This window comes from Maribacter sp. IgM3_T14_3 (assembly GCF_049603095.1).
In the GTDB taxonomy this organism is placed as follows: domain Bacteria; phylum Bacteroidota; class Bacteroidia; order Flavobacteriales; family Flavobacteriaceae; genus Maribacter.
Genome location: NZ_CP187138.1, coordinates 1259641 through 1278888, shown reverse-complemented (window position 1 = coordinate 1278888; position 19248 = coordinate 1259641). Strand labels below are relative to the sequence as shown.

The window sequence follows — 19248 nt, the reverse complement described above, 5'->3', positions numbered from 1 at the left end:
TATGGGAAACACAAAGTCGTGCGGTTCTTTATTGATTAAATAATAATCTAAAATTACCTAAAGTTCATTTGTTACCTTCACGGACAAAGGGTCATCCGTTTTACTTCTTCCATAATACAAATAGCCTGAATAAATATCTTTGACCTGGAGTTTGGCCAAATCGATAAGGTTCATGCCTCTGACTGGAAACATGACCATCATGTAATTTTTAGTATGTCAGATTAGGCTTTCAAACTCATAGCTAATTTTCTTTTGGCTAAGCCTTCTTCTTAGTCCTTTTTGTTCTAGGAATTTTATAATGTTTAAATGGATTTTTCTCAGTCTTAAATTCATCTTCTGCTATTGAGGCGTTGTATATTGTACTAACTGCTCGCATGTATGCACTATTTGTGTTTGTTGACTTATTTCTAGACCTATGTTCTGCTTCAAATTCTTTTAACAATTTTACTGTAATTTCATTCAATTTCAAATCTAATCCTCCATTTACATCTTTAAAAGCTATAATCGCATCTTTTATACCATTTGGAAGTTGCTGGCTTGTTAGCATTGCTTTTTCTTTTAATTAAGACTTGACAAAATTTGGATAACGTCATACATTTTTCAAATTTCTTCTTAAGCTTCGATTTGTTTCTACCTTCCCATCTATTCTTAATTTCATCTACTGAGGTATCCACATTTATATTGTCGATACTTTCCCCTATCTCATTTATAACCTTTTTGGCGGTATCCAATTTTTCGCAAATTTCAATGTTTATTTTATCGCAGTCTAGTGTTAAGTTATCCTTGATAGATTTTCTAAGCAGTAGGTTGGTTTCATCCAAACCCTTTGGAGAAGTACTATAAGATAATCGAACAATTCTTGGTTATTTATTAAATACTCTTACTGCAACCGAAAATAAACCAGTAGTTGAACTTTTTGAACCCTTTCTCTTGTCTAAAATAAGTCTTGTACGTGCCATTTTTTCTCTTTCTTTTACTTCAAGGTAGTTCAATTAAACCACCGTCTCACCCCTTTTAAATTTAGCGTTTCGCTAAACTTTCCAATAGTTTATCGATAGGAATGGACAATTAAACTCTTTAAAAGACTTCAGCTAAGGTATAATTATTAACACCTTTTTATAGACTTTAAAAGTAATTTTAAAAGTTCAATAAAACGGTCGTTTAAATATACCCTGCCCCTAAGCGAAAAACCTCTTAGCGCTATTTAAAAGTAAGGTGCTAAAGGTTCTTTGCTATTGCAATGTGTCTAAAGGGCTCTCAATATTAGCTAAACTTCTAGGGGTAACTTTGGTATAGACCTGTGTAGTTTTTATAGAGCTATGACCAAGTAATTCTTGTATAAAACGCATATCCGTTCCCGACTCCAATAAATGGGTGGCATAACTATGTCGCAGACCGTGTATACCTATGTTCTTTTTGATTCCAGCTTTTTTCATAGCCTTCTTAAAAACGCTCTGAACGCTACCTTTTGAGTACTGCCCACCATATCTTCCCTCTAACAAATACTCCTTGGGTTTATATAATTTGTAATAGGTTCTCAACTTGGGTAATAAGATTACCGGTAATGGAACAATGCGGTCCTTTTTTCCTTTAGCACCATGGATGTGGACTACCATTCTGTCTCCATCTATATCCTTTAATTTAATCCCGACTACTTCAGACACTCTTAACCCCATGCCATAACACAATTGTAGTGCAATTAGATGCTTAAAGTTCGTTACTTGGTCTAATAATTTACCAACTTCTCTTTTGCTCAACATTTTAGGAAGTGTTGAAGGTTTTTTAGGCCTGGGAATATTAAAGAACATTTGTGGTCTATGCAGAACTTTCTCAAAATAAAATTTTATGGCATTGATCTTTCCATTCATTTTGCGCTCTCCCATTTTCTCATTGGTGATACAATAAAGAAAGTAATCTTTAAGTCTTTCTGGCGATAGTTCTTCAACAGGATAGTTCTTGATCAATTGCAATAAATGAACAAATTCTGCAATATAGATTCTCACCGTATTGTCGCTATAAGACTTTAGGATGAGCTGCTCGTGAAATTGCACTAAAGAGGATTTGTTTTTAGCGTAAATTTGAGACTCATATTTGTCATTATATGAGCTTTGTTTTAATTGTAATAATTTTCTAACGGAAGGCAGATCCAGTAAATACCAAGCCTTTTTTGTGCTGCTCCATTTAGCAGAAGTAAAACGCTCTCTAAATTGACTTTTTAATTTTGCATCGTTTTTAAACAACACCAATATCACTTTTTTGTTCCTGTGAACGTCAAATTTAAAACTATAATTAGAAATATTCATACTGCATTTTGTATATCAAATTACAGTAAGGTAAAAAATGATATACTAAATACCTACTATAATAATCTTTTATATCTCCTTTCTGCGCTATGGTTGTAGAAAATAACTCCGTTTTTGTATCTTACTAACCAATTACACATATATACGTGTTGTAGGTAATACTAAGTTATTTGCTTAAACCGTTTGTTAAATTGAAAAACAACCCAATCTCGGTCATTACGTGGTAGTTTGCTTTTCTTTTGTTGTATAAGTTCAAATTCCTTAATTAAGTCTACATTTGGTCTTTTACGTGTTCCGCCACCACTTCCATTCCCTGCCATTCCATCAAACATTGCAGCCATCATCATAACTCTAGTCATTGACCTACTCATTTGCTTTTTAGGTTGTTTTTCAATTTCGGCATACCTAATACCGTTTATTTCTAATTCCATAGTCTGTGCTTGTTTATCCGTACTACCTATAACAATGGGTATATTGCATTTATTAGCAAGTGCCTTTGCAGTTGTGGTCAGTCCTGTATTATTATGTCCTATAATTGCTATTTTCTTCATTCTTTTTTATTAATAAACGCACCATACCCTAGACGTTATTGTATGCCATTTAAGAAAAACACCTAACTGAATGAATAATCCGAGAACATTTATTTCTTACGCTTGGGAGAGTGAAGAAGTTAAGAAATGGGTAAAAGAACTTGCAACTGAATTGCGAAATGATGGAATTGACGCAAAACTTGACCAATGGGAAGTCGTACCTGGCGACCAAATGCCACATTTTATGGAAAAATCAGTTAGGGAAAATGACTATGTTCTTATTATTTGTACACCAAAATATAAGTCCAAATCAGAAAATAGAATTGGTGGAGTTGGTTATGAAGGAGATATAATGACAGCAGAAGTTTTACAAAACTCAAACCACAGAAAATTTATACCAATTTTAAAATCTGGGACTAAAGAAACTTCAATACCTTCTTGGCTTCAAGGAAAATATTATGTGGATTTATCGAATGAAAATCATTACGACAATAATTATTCCGACTTAACAACTACTTTGCTAAACGATAGAGAAAAAGCACCTGAACTTGGAATCTCAACTACAAGAAAAACATCAAACTTAAGAAATCAGGAATCAAAGTCTGAACCTGTCCCAAAAGATGAACCAATTAAAATTAAGGGAATAGTAATAGACGAAATTACTCAACCAACGAATGATGGAACTGCTGGAAGTGGATTATACAAAATACCCTTTGAATTAAATAAAACACCAAGTTATGAATGGAGAGAATTATTTATAAATGCTTGGAATCGACCACCAAGTTGGAGTTCAATGCATAGACCGGGAATTGCAACAGCTTACGGGAATCAAGTGATTTTAAATGGAACAACAATTGAAGAAGTTGAAAAGTATCATAAAGACACACTTAAATTAGCTGTGGATGTTGCGAATAAACAATTAGAGCAAATTAACATTCGGAAACAACAACAAGCTGAAAGGGAAAGAATTGATAGAGAAAATCATCGAAAAAACATAGATGACATAAGTAATCGAATAAATTTTGATTAAATAAAAAACGGCATACAACAACGGCTATAAAACATAGTTAATATGGGCTTTCCGAGAGATTTGTGTGTATTTTCAAAGTCGCCAAATTTTTAAATTTGGCTTTTTGAGAGAATAGGATAAAAAGAAAATTTAAAAATTCGGCTTGGGTATAAACCGAAAGTTCCGTGTCTTTTTGCACGCTACGTTTCATAGCCCAAACGTTGTGGTTTATATTGACCACATTTGAAACATTTTTAATAACTTTAAAACCAAAGAATTATGAGAAGTTTAAAGAAAATTTTTGTTTTAGCGGTCTTGGCTCTATTTGCAATGAATTGCGAAAAGGGCGATAGCGCCCAAATAAATGAAGAAACCCAAGTCCTAAATTTTAGCGCATCTGCATTTTCATCATCGGAAATTCCCGACATAGTATCATCTTTCAAAAAAAGGGTTGATAACAGAAGGAACTCAATTAATTCCAAAGAAGAGCAACAAACCTTTTGGGTAGATGAGGAAAGTGCAATTGGGGTTCGTGATTCAATAGGTAATATGACATATACTTTTAGAATGTATGTGGAAAACGGGCAAGAAAATTCCGTTTATAACTTGGTGGTCAATAGGCGTACAGACGGCAATCATTCACCTGATTTTGTAATGAAGTACGAATTCATCGATCAGGACATTCTAGAATACTCACAATCGCAGGACAAGTCTTTCAACGGAAAAATCGACGCTTATTCATTCGATTCATTTCTTTCCTCTTTGGGCAATAGCTCAAAAGGCGGTAGCACCGAACCCTGCTATGACGACATTGGACCTGACCCGAGCACTAACAATACTACCGGCAATACTGGCGGTAGCACAAGTGGCGGTAGTGGTAGTAATAGTGGTTCAGGGTATAATGCAGGTGCCACCACCACCGCTGGTTCCACGTCTTGGGCTTCTGCCGGATCCATGGGCTATACTGGTGCACAAGCTAGTGGAGGTAGCAGGGGTACAGTAGAAGTAGGCAAAGGTTGTTTCTGCGCAACAATGGCACCCGATACCAAAGACCAAAAATCAACAACTTCTAAAGGTGATGATTGTCCCAAGGGGGAAATGTTAATTGGAATAAATATTACCGCACAAAAAATCACAAAAATATGTGGTGACTATAATTTCAAAAAAATTGGCAATGCCAATTACGCTAACATTTCAAACCTTAACTTATTAATTGTTTCTCAAGGTATTTTTTCTAACGATATTATTGAGGTAGATTTAAAAGAAATAGCTGTTGGAATTCCTTATTTGTCAACTCGAGCTGCTTCTAATGCATTCAATTCCGCATGGGAACAGTCAAAGTACGACTTGTATGAGGCGATGAGTGTAAATCCAAAACTTTTAAATGATGCCTCCGCTACTATTGCATTTAGAGATTTCTTAATTGATAATCTGAAAGCCGAACAGGCGGGGTCTTCTATATCAACTAGACCAATTTCAAGTGTACCTTCAACCAGAGCATCATATTGTCTTTAGATAATGAACTTGCAAAAAAAAATAAACATTGAGGAACTAGGAAAAAAAGCTCCTCAAATCAAAAGAATTATAAATTCATTCTATCCCTTAAAACTTGAAAAAACGGATGAAAACTATTGGACTCAATCAGGTATTTTAGAAATTTTAAGTCTCGTTGATACTAATATTGTCAACGAGACTAACCTAAATAAAAATTGGAAATATAAAATCTGTCATCAAATCGAAAGTAGGTTAAATCTAAAAGTGAAAGGCGCAACACTAGGAATGGTTCCGAACTATGGTGGTATAATTGAATTGGAAAGGAATGCTAATTTAGGTGAGACCATTGAGATACATTTTTATATAAGTTTTCTGATGAATGTATACTCCATTCAAATAGTATTCCTAAAAGATAATATGAATATTAAAAGACCTCAGTCATATTTAAAGAATTTCGTAACAACAGGAATACAAAAACTAGTTGTTTCACCAATAAAAAACATGTATCTAGATGAATATCAGGCTATTGAATCAATCATTATAGAGAATTTTGAAAATCCTATTTTTCTGCCTTATTCCATTGAAAAATTAAAATTGCAAAATCTCACAGTAACATATAAGGATGATGAAAATTGTTTGATTGGAGATGCATTTTTTCATAAAGTAATGCCAATTAATTATTTCTATGGAAGTATTCCGACTATTCTGGGAGATGAAAACTACAAGTTGAATTTACTCTTATGAATTTAGTTAAATCAGCAATAATTTTCCTGTTCTTTATAGGATACGCTTCAACTTTTGGTCAAGAAATTAATGGAAAATGGATTAAATTAAAAAATCCAGAAGCATATGTGCGTCCGTCAATCAATGTTTTGGAATTCAATGAATCAAAACTAATTCAATATGACTTCAATGAAAAAATTGATTCAACAGCATATAAAGTTGTAGGTGACAGCGTCGATATGGGCAAAGTGATAAAGACATATAAATTTATAAATGAAGATATTTTAGAACTTACAGGTAAGGCTACATATAACGGAAGGGATACTATTATGAGCGAAAGGTTTTTAAAAATTACTGCAACTAAGTCAGAACTGCCAGAATTGGGCATACAAAAGGAATCCTTTTCGCTTTTCTGGAATGGTGTCAATAATATAATAGCATTTAACAATTTTCAGAGTACTAACGACTTTCAAATATCCATGTTTAAAATATGTAAGGACGTAAGACTTGAAAAATTAGATTTAATGATGTTCATCTCTGTTTTTTGTGAAAATAAAAGAGAATTTGTTTTTCCTATAAAAAATATAAATAAAAAGAGTTTAACCGTAATTGCAAATGGTTTTAAGGAATTGAATGTGCCGTTGAAAAATACAAACCACAACAATGGCTATAAGTAATTGCTTGTTATCGCCTATTTTGGAAATTCCGCAGGAATTTCCAACTTGGTGTGTACTTGCAAAGTAAAGTGCTAACCCACGCAACTACTCATAGCCGAGACCGTTATCAAAGTTCAAATAAAGGATTCCTATTTTTTCTAGCAATTGTTTATTCTTGTTTGGTCCAAAACTACATACACCTGAAAGAATTCGTTTTTATACTAAGTTTATGCGTGTTATATCTGACTTATAGATACATTAGGTTATTTATCATAGACAAATCGTAATCAATGGCAAGTATAATTCAAAATAGCAAAGGTTTTAAAATAGTAAAACTCTCCCGTTCCGAATTTAAGGAGCTCGGAGGAATGTCCATATGTGATGGATGCAATAAACCTATGGAAACCGGTTATTATATAGGGGTTCTTGATTATGCCTATTGTGAAACCGATTATAATAATTGGTTGCTTAGAGCAACCAGGTTTGAAGAGGACATTTCTTTTGAAGAAAAAAAATTCAATCAAATTATTGACTTTTTCGATGTGCGTTAAATTCCCTCTGTACATAATAGATCCGATAACAAAGGAAAAAATTTCTATTTGGCTATAAAGGAAAGTGAAATTTTAAGCTCCAATAATAAAAAAGACAAATGGACCGAAATTCACGCTAACGTATTAGCCCATCTATATAAATTAAAAGAGCTGCAGCAATCACCTAACCCACCACTTTAATGAAAACAATCAACCAAATATTCTATCCAGACCAAAACACATATAGCCTTGTAGAATCTATTATGGCGCTATTGGCAATATTTGTCGTTTGCGGAAGCATTATACTTCCTTTATCAGTAATTTTTTCATAATACTATCCAACCTATCTAATACATAAAAATACGATGAAAATCAATGGAATATTCATTACAAAGTTATCAGTTGGAACATCCATAGGTCTTCTGATTATCTTGATCTATTCCCTAGTTTCATACTTTCAACTCAAAACTATAACCATTGACTTTTTGCTTATTCCTTCTGATGGTTATTTTCAATATTATCCGGTAATAATAGCGCTCTCGTTTTCCTCCATTATTCTTATTATATTAAGCATTGTAGTAAAAGCCTATTTCAAAAACAATTAATTTGCCGAATATGTATACGGGTAAATACTTATCAAGATTACGACAGGAGAGAAGAATGACGCAAATAGACCTTTCCAACATTACCGGTATTAGAGCTGAGCGTATCTGTGAATGGGAGCGGAATAAACACCAAATAAAACTTTCCGTTTTCCTGGTTATACTCAAAGCTCTCCACATCAAAAACATATCATACATATTAAGAGACATTAACGAATGAGAATATTTATTCAATTATTAATAGTATTTACATCACTTTCCTTCTTTGCGCAGACAGGAAGAGTAATAAAAGTAAAGGATGGTGATACCATTGTGATACTAGATTCTTTTAACACACAACATACAATCCGGGTTGCCGATATTGATTCTCCAGAAAAAGGACAACCCTTTTCAAAAGTTGCCAAAGATTTCGTCTCTGCCGAAATCTTTGGCAGGACCGTTTTTGTTGAAAAAACAAAAATAGACCGTTACGGAAGAACCGTAGGGAACGTTTTTTATGATAATAAAAATTTATCAGAAGAACTGCTTAGAAATGGTCTTGCATGGCACTATAAATATTTTTCGGACGATCAAGTTCTTTCCGAACTGGAGCTTAAAGCAAGAGAAAAACAAGTTGGATTATGGGTTGATAAAAATCCAATCAATCCATATGAATGGCGCAAAGGAACACGATATTAATTACGTTTTTAAATGATGATTTTTTAACAGGCACAAAATGTTCTATAACTATTATTATGTAAAATATAAACTAAAAACCCAATGTTTATAGGGGTAGGAGGGATTTCTGTTTGTAGGAATTGATTGAAATTAGATTAAAACTGTTAAAAAATGGATTTTGTTGAGAATAATGCAAACCTTAAAATTAAAAAAGCACGAATTATTTTCTTCAAATGGTAATTAATGTAGGAAGGACTTTATAACTTGAATATATCATAACCTATACCTATTCCAATCCACATTCTTTCATCGTAATACCAAGAATTAGAGATTTCTCCAGCACCAATATCCCATCCTATAAAAACACCTAATGCCAAGTTATTCCTACTATGGATAAATCCTAAACCTGTAGATAATAATCCGATTGTTCTAGTTTCCGAACCTGATATCTTGCTTACCAAAGTATCAGTATTTGATTTATTCAATGTTTCCGCAGCAGTTCCTAAAAATAAACCTGCTGAGTATTTTTTTGTAATAGTTCTATTGCCAATTTTTTCCCGATAATTAAATTTTGTTTTACCATAAGTATGACCATAAAATAAACCAGCATTAAAGGCAGTTGTAAATACTTCATTTACTTTATCTTTTTCATCCTTAAGTCTATATTTTAATGGGATTGTCAATGCTGATGCGGTCCATTCCCAAAATTTAAGTTTGGCTGTTTGACCATCAGTCAAGGTATAATACAATACTTTTTTATCATCACTATATTTACTTTTCTCAAAATTCCAAAGATTCACATAGATTTTATCTTTTTCAAATAATATATTCCCCTTGTAAACAAAGTCTTTTTGACCTGAATAGAAGTCAGGTTTTATCTTATCATTATACCCAATTATCTTCGATAACTCCTCTTTATTTTTTGCTTCTTTTTCAGTGATTGTAAATTTATTTCCACCAATATCATCAAGTTCTATTGAGTATTTCAAATTATTTGCAACTAACTTAACAAGAGAATCAATTTTGTTAACTGCTTTTGTTCGTTTTTTAAATTCCTCTTCAAATTCTTCACCTGAAAAATACTTGGGGTCCTTCTTAATTTCATCACTATATCTAGTTTTTAGATAATCTAAATCAATTGCTTTTTTGTAATTAATCCAATTGTCTTTTTCAAGAAAATTTGGAGTAGTTTTCCTTTCCCATGTATTAACGATCACAGAATCATCCGTTATCTTATATTTCCAAGATGAAAAATTGAGTTGCTTTTTAATACGATATTTCTTTTTGAAGCTTTCTTGTGAATTGGAGGAATGAAAGCACATTAAACATACCCCAAAAGGGATTAGGAGATAATTTTTCATTTTATTTTATTTTAGTTTGGTTTTGGTTCTAATTTACTATGGGGGAAGTGCAAACAATTTAAAATATTTCAAAGAATAATCAATATAGAATATCCTTATAAAATCGGAGGTGATATTATTAAAAGTCGAATACAGTAAATTTTATTTAAAAAATGGAAAGTTTTGTTTGAAGGGCAGTGGGAAAACAATAATAGATCGGATGGGGCATTAACCTATCTATGTGAAATTTTCAACCATGCACATCAAAGTGAGACTAGAAAATATTTGGGGATTAGGGCGGATGAGATAAAGGATATCTATTTAAACCTATAAATGTCGTTTTACAGGTTAGTTGGAGTCATTTTGTCTTTCAACTTTGTTTAGTTCTTTTGATTTTTCCTTTTCTTTAACAATACTTTCATAATCTTGTATTAAAGGTATCAATCTAAGTATTTGTGTATAGGCTAAAATACCTATTGACCAACTCAATTTACTCAAAAAGCCATCCCATTCTTCTTTGAAGTTAACTAAACGTTCTGTTAAAATTTCTAGATTACCAGTGTTTTCAGCGGAATAAAGCAGATTATTTATATCCGAATCCAATATAAAAAGTGTTGAAACTATGATTCCTACCATAATACTTGAGCCATAAAATAGTAATTGGAAAGCTATTTTCTTATAAAAAATAGGAAATTTGATTGCAACCCATGCAATACCTGATAAAATAGCTATTAAAATAGGTACTGCAATACTTGGATTCATAAATCAAATATATCCATATCTTTTTAATTAAATGATGTTATATTGTTTTAGGCACTCTTATAAAGGTATAGAGAAAGTCCGTTCAGGGCCTTCAAATGGCTTTATTCAATATCATTCAACGGAAACCAATAATTTAAATCCTTAAGAATTGAACTGATCATCAAAGGTTCTACCCAGTTTATGACTTTGCACTTTATAGGTTTCTTGATTTTCGTAATTATAAAGTAATTTCCTTCATGGTCAGGTATAGGGTTTATACTACATTTTAATACTACTGATTCCATTTTGAGTTTGGCCTTCAGTATTTCCTTTAACCTGCCCTCGACCAATGTTACTATCTTTTTGGCATTCGATACAGATCCGTCAAAAATCATTATCAGCTTGATATCTTCCTTTGTAATTTTTGTATTGATACCTAAATTATCCATACCTAAAACTTTTTACCCCTATAAATATATACTATTTCCTACTTTTAGATTTTAAAAACAATATTATGGAGGGTAGAGAAAGAGCGGAATTGAAGAATAGGATTTTGGAGTTTTTATTGGCTGACCCCCACCATTCATTTACTGTAGACAATTTATGGAAACAGCTAGATAAACCAGCTAAGAATTTATTGAATTTTAAAGCTATTACGGATGAAATGTTAGATACCGGGAGTAGATATTTTTTATACATTAAAAATGATCCTTTTTCTTCATTCGGCAAAAATGAATTAACTCAAGACTTTTTGAATGATGGCGGTTTTATCCCTGCATATGAAAAGGGAGCGGAGTTGTTAAAAATTAATGATGCCAAAAGATTAAGGCTGGAGGATGATTCACATAATCAATATACAATCAATAAGTGGAAAGCAAAAATGGCTCCATGGCAGTATTATACTTTCTGGCCATTATTTGTGATAGCTATTTTAAGTACAGCATTCTCACTTTATAAATCCTTTAATTCCAATGATCAAAAAATGGAAAGCGTGGAAAAGGACATACAATATCTTAAAGAAATAATCCAAACACAACGGTTGAGCTAAGCGTAGTGCGGAGGCAAGGAAACTTTTCGTTTCCGTCTGCGCACGAAGCTAAAGCTTTTGGTTTCGCTTTTTCTTTTCTTGTCCAAAGCTAAATCCCAAAGATTTAGCGACATTATAAATATACACAGACCTTTCGGTTTAGCCCTAAACTCCGCATTACGTTTAGCATCGATGAAAAAGCAGCAAGTCGAGTATCTTTAAAGTTCTCTAAAACAATAAGATATGAACACTCAACAAACTGCTTGCCCGAAGTTATACATTGGTATCGATATTCACAAACGAAGTTGGAAAGTACATTGTGCAACAGATCTGTTCGCTGGTAAGTCTTTCAGTATGTCGCCCGACCCAAAGCAATTACATAGTTATGTTTCAAAACATTTCAAGGAGTATGAAGTTACCGTAGCTTATGAAGCTGGTTGTTGCGGTTACCACGCTCATCGTTGTTTTGAGGGTTACGGTTGGCGAAGTCTGGTAGTCAATCCAGCAGACATTCATAGAAAGGGCAAAGAGAAACATACCAAGACCGATAAGATAGATGCGCAGTTGATAGCGAGAGAGTTGAAGGATAACCGATTGCAGAGTATCATAGTGCCGGACAGGAAACGTGAAGAACTTCGTAGTCTTTTCAGACGCAGAAATGACCTTGTAAAGGATTTCAGAAGGGTCAAGAGCTATATAAAGATGCAATTGTTGTATTTCGGAATCAGGGAACCTGAAGAGTTCGACAATGACCATTGGAGCCATAAGTACAGAAATTGGTTGGATGATATCATTTTCGAGTACCCAACGGCGAAGGCCACATTAGAGAGTAGAATGCGTTTCTTCCGTTTTGTGGACCAAGAGCTTCGCGATGTGTCCACACAGCTAAGAAGGTACTGTAAAGTGAATTATAAGAAGGATTATCTATTACTGAGAAGTATACCTGGTATCGGAGGTATCGTGGCCTGTGGCATATTATGTGAACTGGGGGATTTAAGACGTTTCAACAACATTAAACATTTGGCAGGTTACGTAGGTCTGGCACCAAGTATGTATCAAAGCGGAAACAGTCAAAGGACAATGGGAATGACCCCACGTGCAAACCGCTTATTGAGAAGTTATTTTGTAGAGGCATCTTGGCAAGCGATACGTGCAGACCCCGTAATGCAGGCCTACTATCGTAAACATCAAGGCAAGAACGTAAAAAGTATCATTGTCAAAGTAGCTAGAAAGCTACTAAGTAGAACCTTGGCGGTAATTAAAACAGAAGTTCCATATACCATTGGGGTCATTGAATAATAAGTAGAAAAACTAACAAAATAAAAATCATAACAAAGCTCTAATATAGTAGTGAGAACCGTATCACAAAACAAAACCCGTGACCTGTACTATTTAGGATCACATTTTTAGCAAGTGACCGGTTTTATTATAATTTATAATCATACAGATGCCGGTGACGTTTCAAGTTTCGAACCGATCACACATAGGAGTGCGAGCAAGTTATATTAAAAGAAAAAAAGGTGGTTTAAGGCAAAAAAGAAAATATTAATTAACTTTAAGAAACTGGACAAAGGCTTTTCATAGGAGGTTTTGTTGGGCAGAGTTTTTCTCCGTTCGAGTGAGCCGTTTCCGCTTGCGTTCTGACTTATTTTTTTAGTCCGTTTGAGTAAAGTCCGTTTGCGTTCTGTTTGGGTTTTGATTTTCAAGTCCATCTACTCGCACTTGCTCAAATCCATTTGCTTTATTCCATGTCATTGCAGATAGCAACTATCTTTTAATTGAATTCGTTTTCCATCGTAGAAGTCTATCTCACTTTTCAAGTCCTCAATAAATTTAAGATTATCACTAGGACAGATTTTCATAAACCTTTTTTTAATAATTAACTCTTTGTTTTCTCCGTCGTAAACAGAAATTAAAGCATGGTTGCGATGAGAATTTACAAATTCTATATTATACCAATTTCCTTTTCCTTTAGTCCCAATCCAAAATACAGATTCTGGAAGATTGACAATTTTCTCCACTTTCTCCTTTGACTTGTATTCATAGCAAGAAGAAAAAATTAAAAGAAGAAAGACAATTAAATTTCTCAATTTTATTCTATGTTTTAAAATTGTGCCCAACGTGAGTTTGCGCAGCAACTCCATTTCGAATAAAAATAAATGATTTGTTTTGATTTATAGGACCCTAAGCGAAGGTTTTATAGCCGGTTCTTTTGTGGTAAACTAAATTTCCAAGAAAAGGAAAGTCGCCCAAAATGGCTGAAATGGCTCCGAATAGGGCAAAAAATATGTCGACAAGCCTTTTGAGCCTGTCCTTCAACACTTTTGGGTCAAGAATGGACACAAGTCTGCTAAGGTTGTAGCATATCATGATCAGGTTTACCTCGGAGAGCACGTTCTGTTTTCCTTTCATCAATGTATGGGTGAAGCCCCATTGTCTTTTGATGGTCCCGAACTGGTGCTCGGTGATCTGTTGCCTGAGCCTATAATATTCCGGATTTTCCTCCACTCTTTTCTGGTTTTCCTCCAAGGCCTCCTGATAAATGGAGCGCTCTATGAAGCGTCCGTTCTTGTTCGTGGTACAAAGGTGCCTTACGGGGCAGACCTTGCAGGCCTGTCGGTTCTTGTAATGCTTGACCTTGTGGCCCGCCTTATTGTAAACGGTTCCATTGGTCACCAATATCTGTCCGTCGGGACAGGTATAGGTATCCATTTCCCTGTCGTATTTAAAATCGACCATGGGATAAAGGCCGTTGTGTTGGGAAGAATGCTCCTTTGGGGATGAGTAAGTTGTTATCCCGTTCTTGGTGCAGATGTCCAGGTGTTTGCCCGTGGTGTACCCTTTATCGGTAAGTGTCCTCATTTTTTCCACGCCCAAAAGTTGCTTTGCATCGAGTGCCATGGGCGAAAGTGCGTGTGTATCGTTTACGGTGCCCGTGTCGTTGTTGACGAAGAGTTTGTATTTTGCATCACACCCTGCCTGCACGTTATAGCCCACATTGATTATGTTGCGGTGCAGTACTACCGATCTGGCATCGGGATCGGTAAGGCTGATCTGTCGTTCCCCACTGGTGCGCAGCTCTTCCCCGATGTTGCGGTATCTTTCCTTCTTCGATTCCTGGTAGGCAATTTTGTCCTGTATTTTTTCGGTATCCGAATCTCCGTCCTCGGCATCAAGTTGTTGTTGGTATTCCAGTATCTTGTTGTCTATGTACTCGATATGGCGGTCGATCTTGTTCTGGTTGAAGTTGTTCTTCAGGGCGTTCTGGGCCCTTATCTTGAAGGAGTCGATGGCAATGGTCTCGCCTTCGATTAGTTCCCAATCCTTGAGCAGCACCACAAAATACCTGAATGCCCCTTTGAAGGCTTTTGGGTTACGCTTTCTGAAATAGGCTATTTTCCTTGCGGACGGCCTTAGTCCCTTCAGGAGCCATATGACCTCGAGGTTTACCTTGCAGGCATGTTCCAATTGGCGGGAGGAGCGCAGTTTGTTCTTGTAGCCGTAGAGATAGAGTTTGAGCATGTCCGAGGAACGATATGGTGGCCTGCCCTCGTTGTTCAGCACGTCCCTGAACCCCAGGTCGCCCATTGGGAGGATATCCACGAACATATCGACGATCCTTGCCCACGAATCGGGACCCAGGCAGGATTCGAAATCCATCATTACGAGTTGGTCCCTGTCAAAACCTGTTATAAAATCCATACCATTAAGATAATCAATATCAATACGTTATGGTATTGGCCGTGCTAAAGGAAATCAACAAAGTTATTAAGAAAGGGTAGGTTTTTGTGTTCGTTAAGGCACATAGTTTACACAAGTTAAAGATTAGGGTTTACACTAAATTAATTTCTAATCTTGTTGCTTGTTCTTTATTTCTTAAATTGTTTTCATCAAAGAAACCTAAAAATACGTTTCTATAAAATACCCTCCAAATACCGTTTCCCATTTCTTGAATACCTACATATTTGCCCATTAACGAAGCTGTCACATATACCCAGTAATATGATTTCCATCTAATAGATCCATTCTGTGTTACTTTAAGCACTTTGTATTTGGCATCATAGTGAAAGTCAGGTATTCTTTCAAGGAACGGTCTTGTAGAAAAGTCGTGCATATCGGCAGGTGTCTTCATGTTCAAGGCTTCATGAGGTCTTATGTTGTTATATTCCTTTACAAAGTGGTTTAAACGTCTTTGTTGTGCTTTTAGGTCATACGCGGAAGGTTTGGCACAAGCGGCTTTTAGATCTCGGTGCATGCGTTCATGTCTACCGTTTTGTTCTGGATGTGCAGGATCGGAAAAGACAGGTGATATACCCAGTTCGATAAACCAATAGGAGAGCTGGGTAAAACGTTGGATGGTACGCACGGAACCAAAGGGACTGCCATTGTCCGTATGTATTTGCTTAGGTATCCCGAATGTTCTGAATACCCTTGTGAACTCGGCCTTTGCAGACTTTAGGTTTTCATGGTAATGACCTTTGGCAGTGAACAGGAACCGGCTTTTAGAGTCTGCAATGGTGAGTGGATGACAGTATATTTTATTGCCCATTAAAAACTTTCCCTTATAATCTGCGCTCCACACTTCATTACAGTGTTCAGGGTCGAAAATCGGGTATACCGGTTTTACTCTTCGCATCCGCTTTTGTGGACACACCAAACCATGGTTCTTTAAGATTTTATGAACCGTGACCACAGAGGGGACTTGTTGGGCCGTAAAATCTTTAAACAACAGTTCCCTTAATTTTTTAGCGCCCCAATGATTGTGTCTTTTCTTAAGTTTTAGAATACCCTCAATGATATTCTGACCCGTTGCATTAGGGTGTTTCCCAGGAGCTCTGGACTGCTCTTTTAATGCCTCAAAACCTTTTTCCTCGAACCTGCTTATCAACTTATAAGCCGTTGGCCTGGAGATTTTAAAGCTTTTGCATAATTCGGTTATGGTGTATTTTCCTGTACGCCATTCACAGATAAATTCAATCTTTTGTTCCATAGTCGTTGTTTCTTTCCAAGGCATAATAATTTGATTTTAATCTCAAATTATAACCTTAAAAGTGTAAACTATGTGACTTTAACTTTGTAAAGGATGTCCCTTTAACGTACCTTTGCGCAGTCTGACGGCTAGGCTATGATTAGTGTGGGGCGGTGATTTATAATTACCATTGCGCCACAGCTCGTAGCCAAATCTTTTTGTTTTGTTTTAATTTTTCTTGTCTAAAGCAAAATCCCAAAGATTTAGCGACCTCATAAATATACACAGACCTTGGCTTAAAAACCCTAACCCCACATTAATTATAGGCATTGTTAGGCATAGGCTTTTTTTTTAATATGCTACTAGGTCCCTTAAAGGTTTCCACTTTTTCAGATACCTTTTTGAGTAATCTGTGTCCTTAATTATTGATGGTTCAACTTTTAATATTGTACGTTCTAATTGAATTACAAAGTCTACTAGAGTTTCTTTATAGTTTTTGGTTAGCCTTATGAACTTTTTGTTTTTTCCAGAATATTCTAAATCATAGACTGATGGTTTATACTTTTTCAATTGATTTTTACCTTGATAAAAGTGTTGATTCGCCTTATCAATCGTACTTTCAATCTCGCTATCTTCAATCTTTGGGTTTCTGAAATTCTTGTTCATATAACCAATGAAAATATTTTCAAAACTTATTCCCATATTTATTTCATCGTTCGCGCTATTAATCTTATCGTTTATGCTATTATAGTTTGAAATCCATTTGGCGTATGTAAGACTTTCAATTAGTTCTTCATCTTCGTAGATTTCTTTTTCAATTAATACATTGGTAATCCCTGATTTTATGATGCGGTCAATTTTCTTCCTGATTTGGGTTATAGTGTCCAACTGAACCATTTTAGAAATGGAATCTTTAAAGATAAAATTCCCGCGTTTACTAAGTTTTGAAAAGTCTTTTTTTTCATAATCTACGTTACTTATTGGGTTGTTTAGAAATTGCCAAACAGGGTCAAAAGGGACATGGGTTTTTATGAATTTTTTTGCATTGACTAGGAAGTAATTATCTGTAAATTCATGAACATAATTGCCTTTGTAACTAAGATGTCCAGCTGCCCAAGTATTGTCCACAAAAAAGTAGCTATCATTGATTTTGACACCATTCCAAGCGTGGTCTAATTCTGAAATTTTATTACTGTCCAATTGTCGAGTATAACCTGAAATTACAAAGGACTCAATTCCAATGGATTTACACATGTAGTGAAAAAGTTGGGCATAATGTCCACAAACGCCTTTTCGAGTTTTTAAGGTTTCATCTACCATTTCGTTATAAGAGCCATATTGAAATTCACTATTGATTTGGTCTAAATCATATTTAATATTATGAGTAATCCAAATGTAGAGAGCTCTTATTTTTTCATCATCATTTTTTAGTTCAGAAGTCAGGTATTTCGCAATTTCCTCAGTAGTTTTTAGTGAATCAGGAACGCTTTTTGATTCCTTGTCAATTTTTTCATATTTAGGATTGCTCCAAAGATTGGTAAGTGAAAAAAGAAGAATTATGATGTAAAAGTATTTCGTCATGTATGTTTTTTCAGCTTATGCCTAACACGTATATAATTTATTACTAGTTCTAGCCTACTTACGAAAATCCTCGCGGATTTTCTATTCGGTTTGTATTTGCTAAATTAGGTGCTTAAAACACGCAACAAACCATATACAAACACGTTAGTGATAATTACCAATCGAGATGAAAGTATTTGTAACATATAGTTGGGATTCCGAAGAGCATAAAGACAATGTTTTGAGTCTTTGTGATCATCTCCGACAAAAAGGATTTAATGCCACTATTGATAGAAAAATATCACAAGAGGAGACTGCACCTGACTTTACAAAAATGATGCACCAAGCAATGACGGACTATGAAAAAGTCATAATTGTCTTATCCCCTGGATACAAAACAAAAGCAGATTCTTTTACAGGCGGAGTTGGCACAGAATATTCCCTAATAATTAACGACATTGTTGATTATCCGAATAAATATATTTTGGTTAGTCTTAATGGTGTTAAACCTGAAATTAAGCCATTAAATTTTAAGGGTAGGGAGATCCTTGATTTAAGTAACCCTGCTAAAGAAAATACTCTTTTTGCTAAACTAAAAGACGAAGAAGAAATTGAATTTTCTCCTGTAGCAATAAAAAAGCCTATTGTTGTAAAAAAAGTAATTAAGTCGTTTGAGGAAAGAAAAAAACTTGCTCCAATAGAACGGAATGATTATGAACTAAGGAAAAAAGCTATTACCTTATTCGAAAGAGCATTTCAAATAATTAGTAGTTACGTATCACTATTATCTGGGACTCCTGAATTTGAGGACTTTTCACCAACAAATACAGGATATGGGCTTAAAGAAAATCCTTTAAGAAAAGGCCATAAATATGGCTTAAGTAACAAGTATTATAGTGATGTAAAATGCCTTCCATTAAATGAAATTATTGTAGATGAATATCAATATGTGTTTAAATTGGATGGAGAAGAATACTATAGAATATCTGTTTTGGAAGAAATTGACAATGATAATCTCGAGCAAAAAATAAAAGAGACTTTATATAATCATTTAAGTAAAGAGCTCTTGAATAAGTAAAAATATCACTAACAATTTGTATAATGCAT

General features: G+C 34.6%; 20 protein-coding genes. 10 read left to right on the top strand and 10 right to left on the bottom strand.

Going from position 1 to position 19248, the window contains the following annotated elements:
* Nucleotides 1–256: 256 nt before the first annotated feature.
* The 3 genes from ACPF9A_RS05875 to ACPF9A_RS05865 form a co-directional block, all read right to left on the bottom strand.
* Nucleotides 257–547 carry a phage integrase SAM-like domain-containing protein gene (locus ACPF9A_RS05875; RefSeq protein WP_424002520.1) on the bottom strand — a complete coding sequence of 97 codons (291 nt, stop codon included), beginning with the start codon at nucleotides 545–547 and terminating at the stop codon, nucleotides 257–259.
* A 685-nt stretch (nucleotides 548–1232) separates the two neighbouring features.
* The gene (locus ACPF9A_RS05870) at nucleotides 1233–2303 is read right to left on the bottom strand and encodes a tyrosine-type recombinase/integrase (protein WP_424002519.1); all 1071 of its coding nucleotides are present in this window, start codon (nucleotides 2301–2303) and stop codon (nucleotides 1233–1235) included.
* Nucleotides 2304–2464: 161 nt separating this feature from the next.
* Complete coding sequence (locus tag ACPF9A_RS05865; RefSeq protein WP_424002517.1) at nucleotides 2465–2854, bottom strand: hypothetical protein; 390 nt, start codon at nucleotides 2852–2854, stop codon at nucleotides 2465–2467.
* Between the two features lie 70 nt (nucleotides 2855–2924).
* Between ACPF9A_RS05865 and ACPF9A_RS05860 the strand changes: the two genes are divergently transcribed.
* From ACPF9A_RS05860 to ACPF9A_RS05830, 7 genes are all read left to right on the top strand, one after another.
* Nucleotides 2925–3863 carry a toll/interleukin-1 receptor domain-containing protein gene (locus ACPF9A_RS05860; protein WP_424002515.1) on the top strand — a complete coding sequence of 313 codons (939 nt, stop codon included), beginning with the start codon at nucleotides 2925–2927 and terminating at the stop codon, nucleotides 3861–3863.
* A gap of 258 nt (nucleotides 3864–4121) precedes the next feature.
* A complete protein-coding gene (locus ACPF9A_RS05855) occupies nucleotides 4122–5357 on the top strand; it encodes a hypothetical protein (RefSeq protein WP_424002513.1) in 1236 nt (411 codons plus the stop codon).
* Between the two features lie 9 nt (nucleotides 5358–5366).
* Nucleotides 5367–6080, top strand: coding sequence for a hypothetical protein (locus tag ACPF9A_RS05850; RefSeq protein ID WP_424002511.1), 714 nt, complete (start codon nucleotides 5367–5369; stop codon nucleotides 6078–6080).
* Nucleotides 6077–6736 (top strand): hypothetical protein, encoded by a 660-nt coding sequence (locus tag ACPF9A_RS05845; protein WP_424002509.1) that lies wholly within the window; start codon nucleotides 6077–6079, stop codon nucleotides 6734–6736. Before ACPF9A_RS05850 ends, ACPF9A_RS05845 begins: the two co-directional genes overlap by 4 nt.
* Before the next feature lie 269 nt (nucleotides 6737–7005).
* Nucleotides 7006–7266 (top strand): hypothetical protein, encoded by a 261-nt coding sequence (locus tag ACPF9A_RS05840; RefSeq protein ID WP_424002507.1) that lies wholly within the window; start codon nucleotides 7006–7008, stop codon nucleotides 7264–7266.
* A gap of 594 nt (nucleotides 7267–7860) precedes the next feature.
* Entirely contained in the window at nucleotides 7861–8067 is a 207-nt protein-coding gene (locus tag ACPF9A_RS05835; protein ID WP_424002505.1) for a helix-turn-helix domain-containing protein, read from the top strand.
* Complete coding sequence (locus ACPF9A_RS05830) at nucleotides 8064–8525, top strand: thermonuclease family protein (protein ID WP_424002503.1); 462 nt, start codon at nucleotides 8064–8066, stop codon at nucleotides 8523–8525. The genes ACPF9A_RS05835 and ACPF9A_RS05830 overlap by 4 nt, the downstream gene beginning before the upstream one ends.
* Nucleotides 8526–8761: 236 nt before the next feature.
* Here ACPF9A_RS05830 and ACPF9A_RS05825 read toward each other — a convergent pair whose 3' ends face one another.
* From ACPF9A_RS05825 to ACPF9A_RS05815, 3 genes are all read right to left on the bottom strand, one after another.
* Nucleotides 8762–9865: a hypothetical protein gene (locus ACPF9A_RS05825; RefSeq protein ID WP_424002501.1), complete on the bottom strand. Its 1104-nt coding sequence runs from the start codon at nucleotides 9863–9865 to the stop codon at nucleotides 8762–8764.
* Between the two features lie 327 nt (nucleotides 9866–10192).
* Nucleotides 10193–10606: a hypothetical protein gene (locus tag ACPF9A_RS05820; RefSeq protein ID WP_424002499.1), complete on the bottom strand. Its 414-nt coding sequence runs from the start codon at nucleotides 10604–10606 to the stop codon at nucleotides 10193–10195.
* A gap of 101 nt (nucleotides 10607–10707) precedes the next feature.
* Complete coding sequence (locus tag ACPF9A_RS05815) at nucleotides 10708–11034, bottom strand: hypothetical protein (RefSeq protein WP_424002497.1); 327 nt, start codon at nucleotides 11032–11034, stop codon at nucleotides 10708–10710.
* Nucleotides 11035–11099: 65 nt separating this feature from the next.
* Between ACPF9A_RS05815 and ACPF9A_RS05810 the strand changes: the two genes are divergently transcribed.
* Together ACPF9A_RS05810 and ACPF9A_RS05805 are read left to right on the top strand one after the other, a co-directional pair.
* A complete protein-coding gene (locus ACPF9A_RS05810) occupies nucleotides 11100–11633 on the top strand; it encodes a hypothetical protein (protein ID WP_424002495.1) in 534 nt (177 codons plus the stop codon).
* 222 nt (nucleotides 11634–11855) lie between these two features.
* A complete protein-coding gene (locus ACPF9A_RS05805) occupies nucleotides 11856–12911 on the top strand; it encodes an IS110 family transposase (protein WP_423998486.1) in 1056 nt (351 codons plus the stop codon).
* Nucleotides 12912–13363: 452 nt separating this feature from the next.
* Here ACPF9A_RS05805 and ACPF9A_RS05800 read toward each other — a convergent pair whose 3' ends face one another.
* From ACPF9A_RS05800 to ACPF9A_RS05785, 4 genes are all read right to left on the bottom strand, one after another.
* Nucleotides 13364–13633 (bottom strand): hypothetical protein, encoded by a 270-nt coding sequence (locus ACPF9A_RS05800; protein ID WP_424002493.1) that lies wholly within the window; start codon nucleotides 13631–13633, stop codon nucleotides 13364–13366.
* A 163-nt stretch (nucleotides 13634–13796) separates the two neighbouring features.
* On the bottom strand, nucleotides 13797–15314 hold the full coding sequence (locus tag ACPF9A_RS05795) for an IS1182 family transposase (RefSeq protein ID WP_423997090.1): 1518 nt from the start codon (nucleotides 15312–15314) through the stop codon (nucleotides 13797–13799).
* 130 nt (nucleotides 15315–15444) lie between these two features.
* Entirely contained in the window at nucleotides 15445–16626 is a 1182-nt protein-coding gene (locus tag ACPF9A_RS05790; protein WP_423999521.1) for an integrase core domain-containing protein, read from the bottom strand.
* Nucleotides 16627–16932: 306 nt separating this feature from the next.
* On the bottom strand, nucleotides 16933–18162 hold the full coding sequence (locus ACPF9A_RS05785) for a transglutaminase domain-containing protein (protein WP_424002491.1): 1230 nt from the start codon (nucleotides 18160–18162) through the stop codon (nucleotides 16933–16935).
* A 166-nt stretch (nucleotides 18163–18328) separates the two neighbouring features.
* Here ACPF9A_RS05785 and ACPF9A_RS05780 point away from each other — a divergent pair, with 166 nt between their 5' ends.
* On the top strand, nucleotides 18329–19219 hold the full coding sequence (locus ACPF9A_RS05780) for an SEFIR domain-containing protein (protein ID WP_424002489.1): 891 nt from the start codon (nucleotides 18329–18331) through the stop codon (nucleotides 19217–19219).
* Nucleotides 19220–19248: the final 29 nt, after the last annotated feature.

Bases quoted from the DNA above. Each gene is read 5' to 3' on its own strand.
- ACPF9A_RS05875 (WP_424002520.1), bottom strand. From the start codon at position 547: ATGCTAACAAGCCAGCAACTTCCAAATGGTATAAAAGATGCGATTATA.
- ACPF9A_RS05870 (WP_424002519.1), bottom strand. From the start codon at position 2,303: ATGAATATTTCTAATTATAGTTTTAAATTTGACGTTCACAGGAACAAA.
- ACPF9A_RS05865 (WP_424002517.1), bottom strand. From the start codon at position 2,854: ATGAAGAAAATAGCAATTATAGGACATAATAATACAGGACTGACCACA.
- ACPF9A_RS05860 (WP_424002515.1), top strand. From the start codon at position 2,925: ATGAATAATCCGAGAACATTTATTTCTTACGCTTGGGAGAGTGAAGAA.
- ACPF9A_RS05855 (WP_424002513.1), top strand. From the start codon at position 4,122: ATGAGAAGTTTAAAGAAAATTTTTGTTTTAGCGGTCTTGGCTCTATTT.
- ACPF9A_RS05845 (WP_424002509.1), top strand. From the start codon at position 6,077: ATGAATTTAGTTAAATCAGCAATAATTTTCCTGTTCTTTATAGGATAC.
- ACPF9A_RS05840 (WP_424002507.1), top strand. From the start codon at position 7,006: ATGGCAAGTATAATTCAAAATAGCAAAGGTTTTAAAATAGTAAAACTC.
- ACPF9A_RS05835 (WP_424002505.1), top strand. From the start codon at position 7,861: ATGTATACGGGTAAATACTTATCAAGATTACGACAGGAGAGAAGAATG.
- ACPF9A_RS05830 (WP_424002503.1), top strand. From the start codon at position 8,064: ATGAGAATATTTATTCAATTATTAATAGTATTTACATCACTTTCCTTC.
- ACPF9A_RS05825 (WP_424002501.1), bottom strand. From the start codon at position 9,865: ATGAAAAATTATCTCCTAATCCCTTTTGGGGTATGTTTAATGTGCTTT.
- ACPF9A_RS05820 (WP_424002499.1), bottom strand. From the start codon at position 10,606: ATGAATCCAAGTATTGCAGTACCTATTTTAATAGCTATTTTATCAGGT.
- ACPF9A_RS05815 (WP_424002497.1), bottom strand. From the start codon at position 11,034: ATGGATAATTTAGGTATCAATACAAAAATTACAAAGGAAGATATCAAG.
- ACPF9A_RS05810 (WP_424002495.1), top strand. From the start codon at position 11,100: ATGGAGGGTAGAGAAAGAGCGGAATTGAAGAATAGGATTTTGGAGTTT.
- ACPF9A_RS05805 (WP_423998486.1), top strand. From the start codon at position 11,856: ATGAACACTCAACAAACTGCTTGCCCGAAGTTATACATTGGTATCGAT.
- ACPF9A_RS05795 (WP_423997090.1), bottom strand. From the start codon at position 15,314: ATGGATTTTATAACAGGTTTTGACAGGGACCAACTCGTAATGATGGAT.
- ACPF9A_RS05790 (WP_423999521.1), bottom strand. From the start codon at position 16,626: ATGCCTTGGAAAGAAACAACGACTATGGAACAAAAGATTGAATTTATC.
- ACPF9A_RS05785 (WP_424002491.1), bottom strand. From the start codon at position 18,162: ATGACGAAATACTTTTACATCATAATTCTTCTTTTTTCACTTACCAAT.
- ACPF9A_RS05780 (WP_424002489.1), top strand. From the start codon at position 18,329: ATGAAAGTATTTGTAACATATAGTTGGGATTCCGAAGAGCATAAAGAC.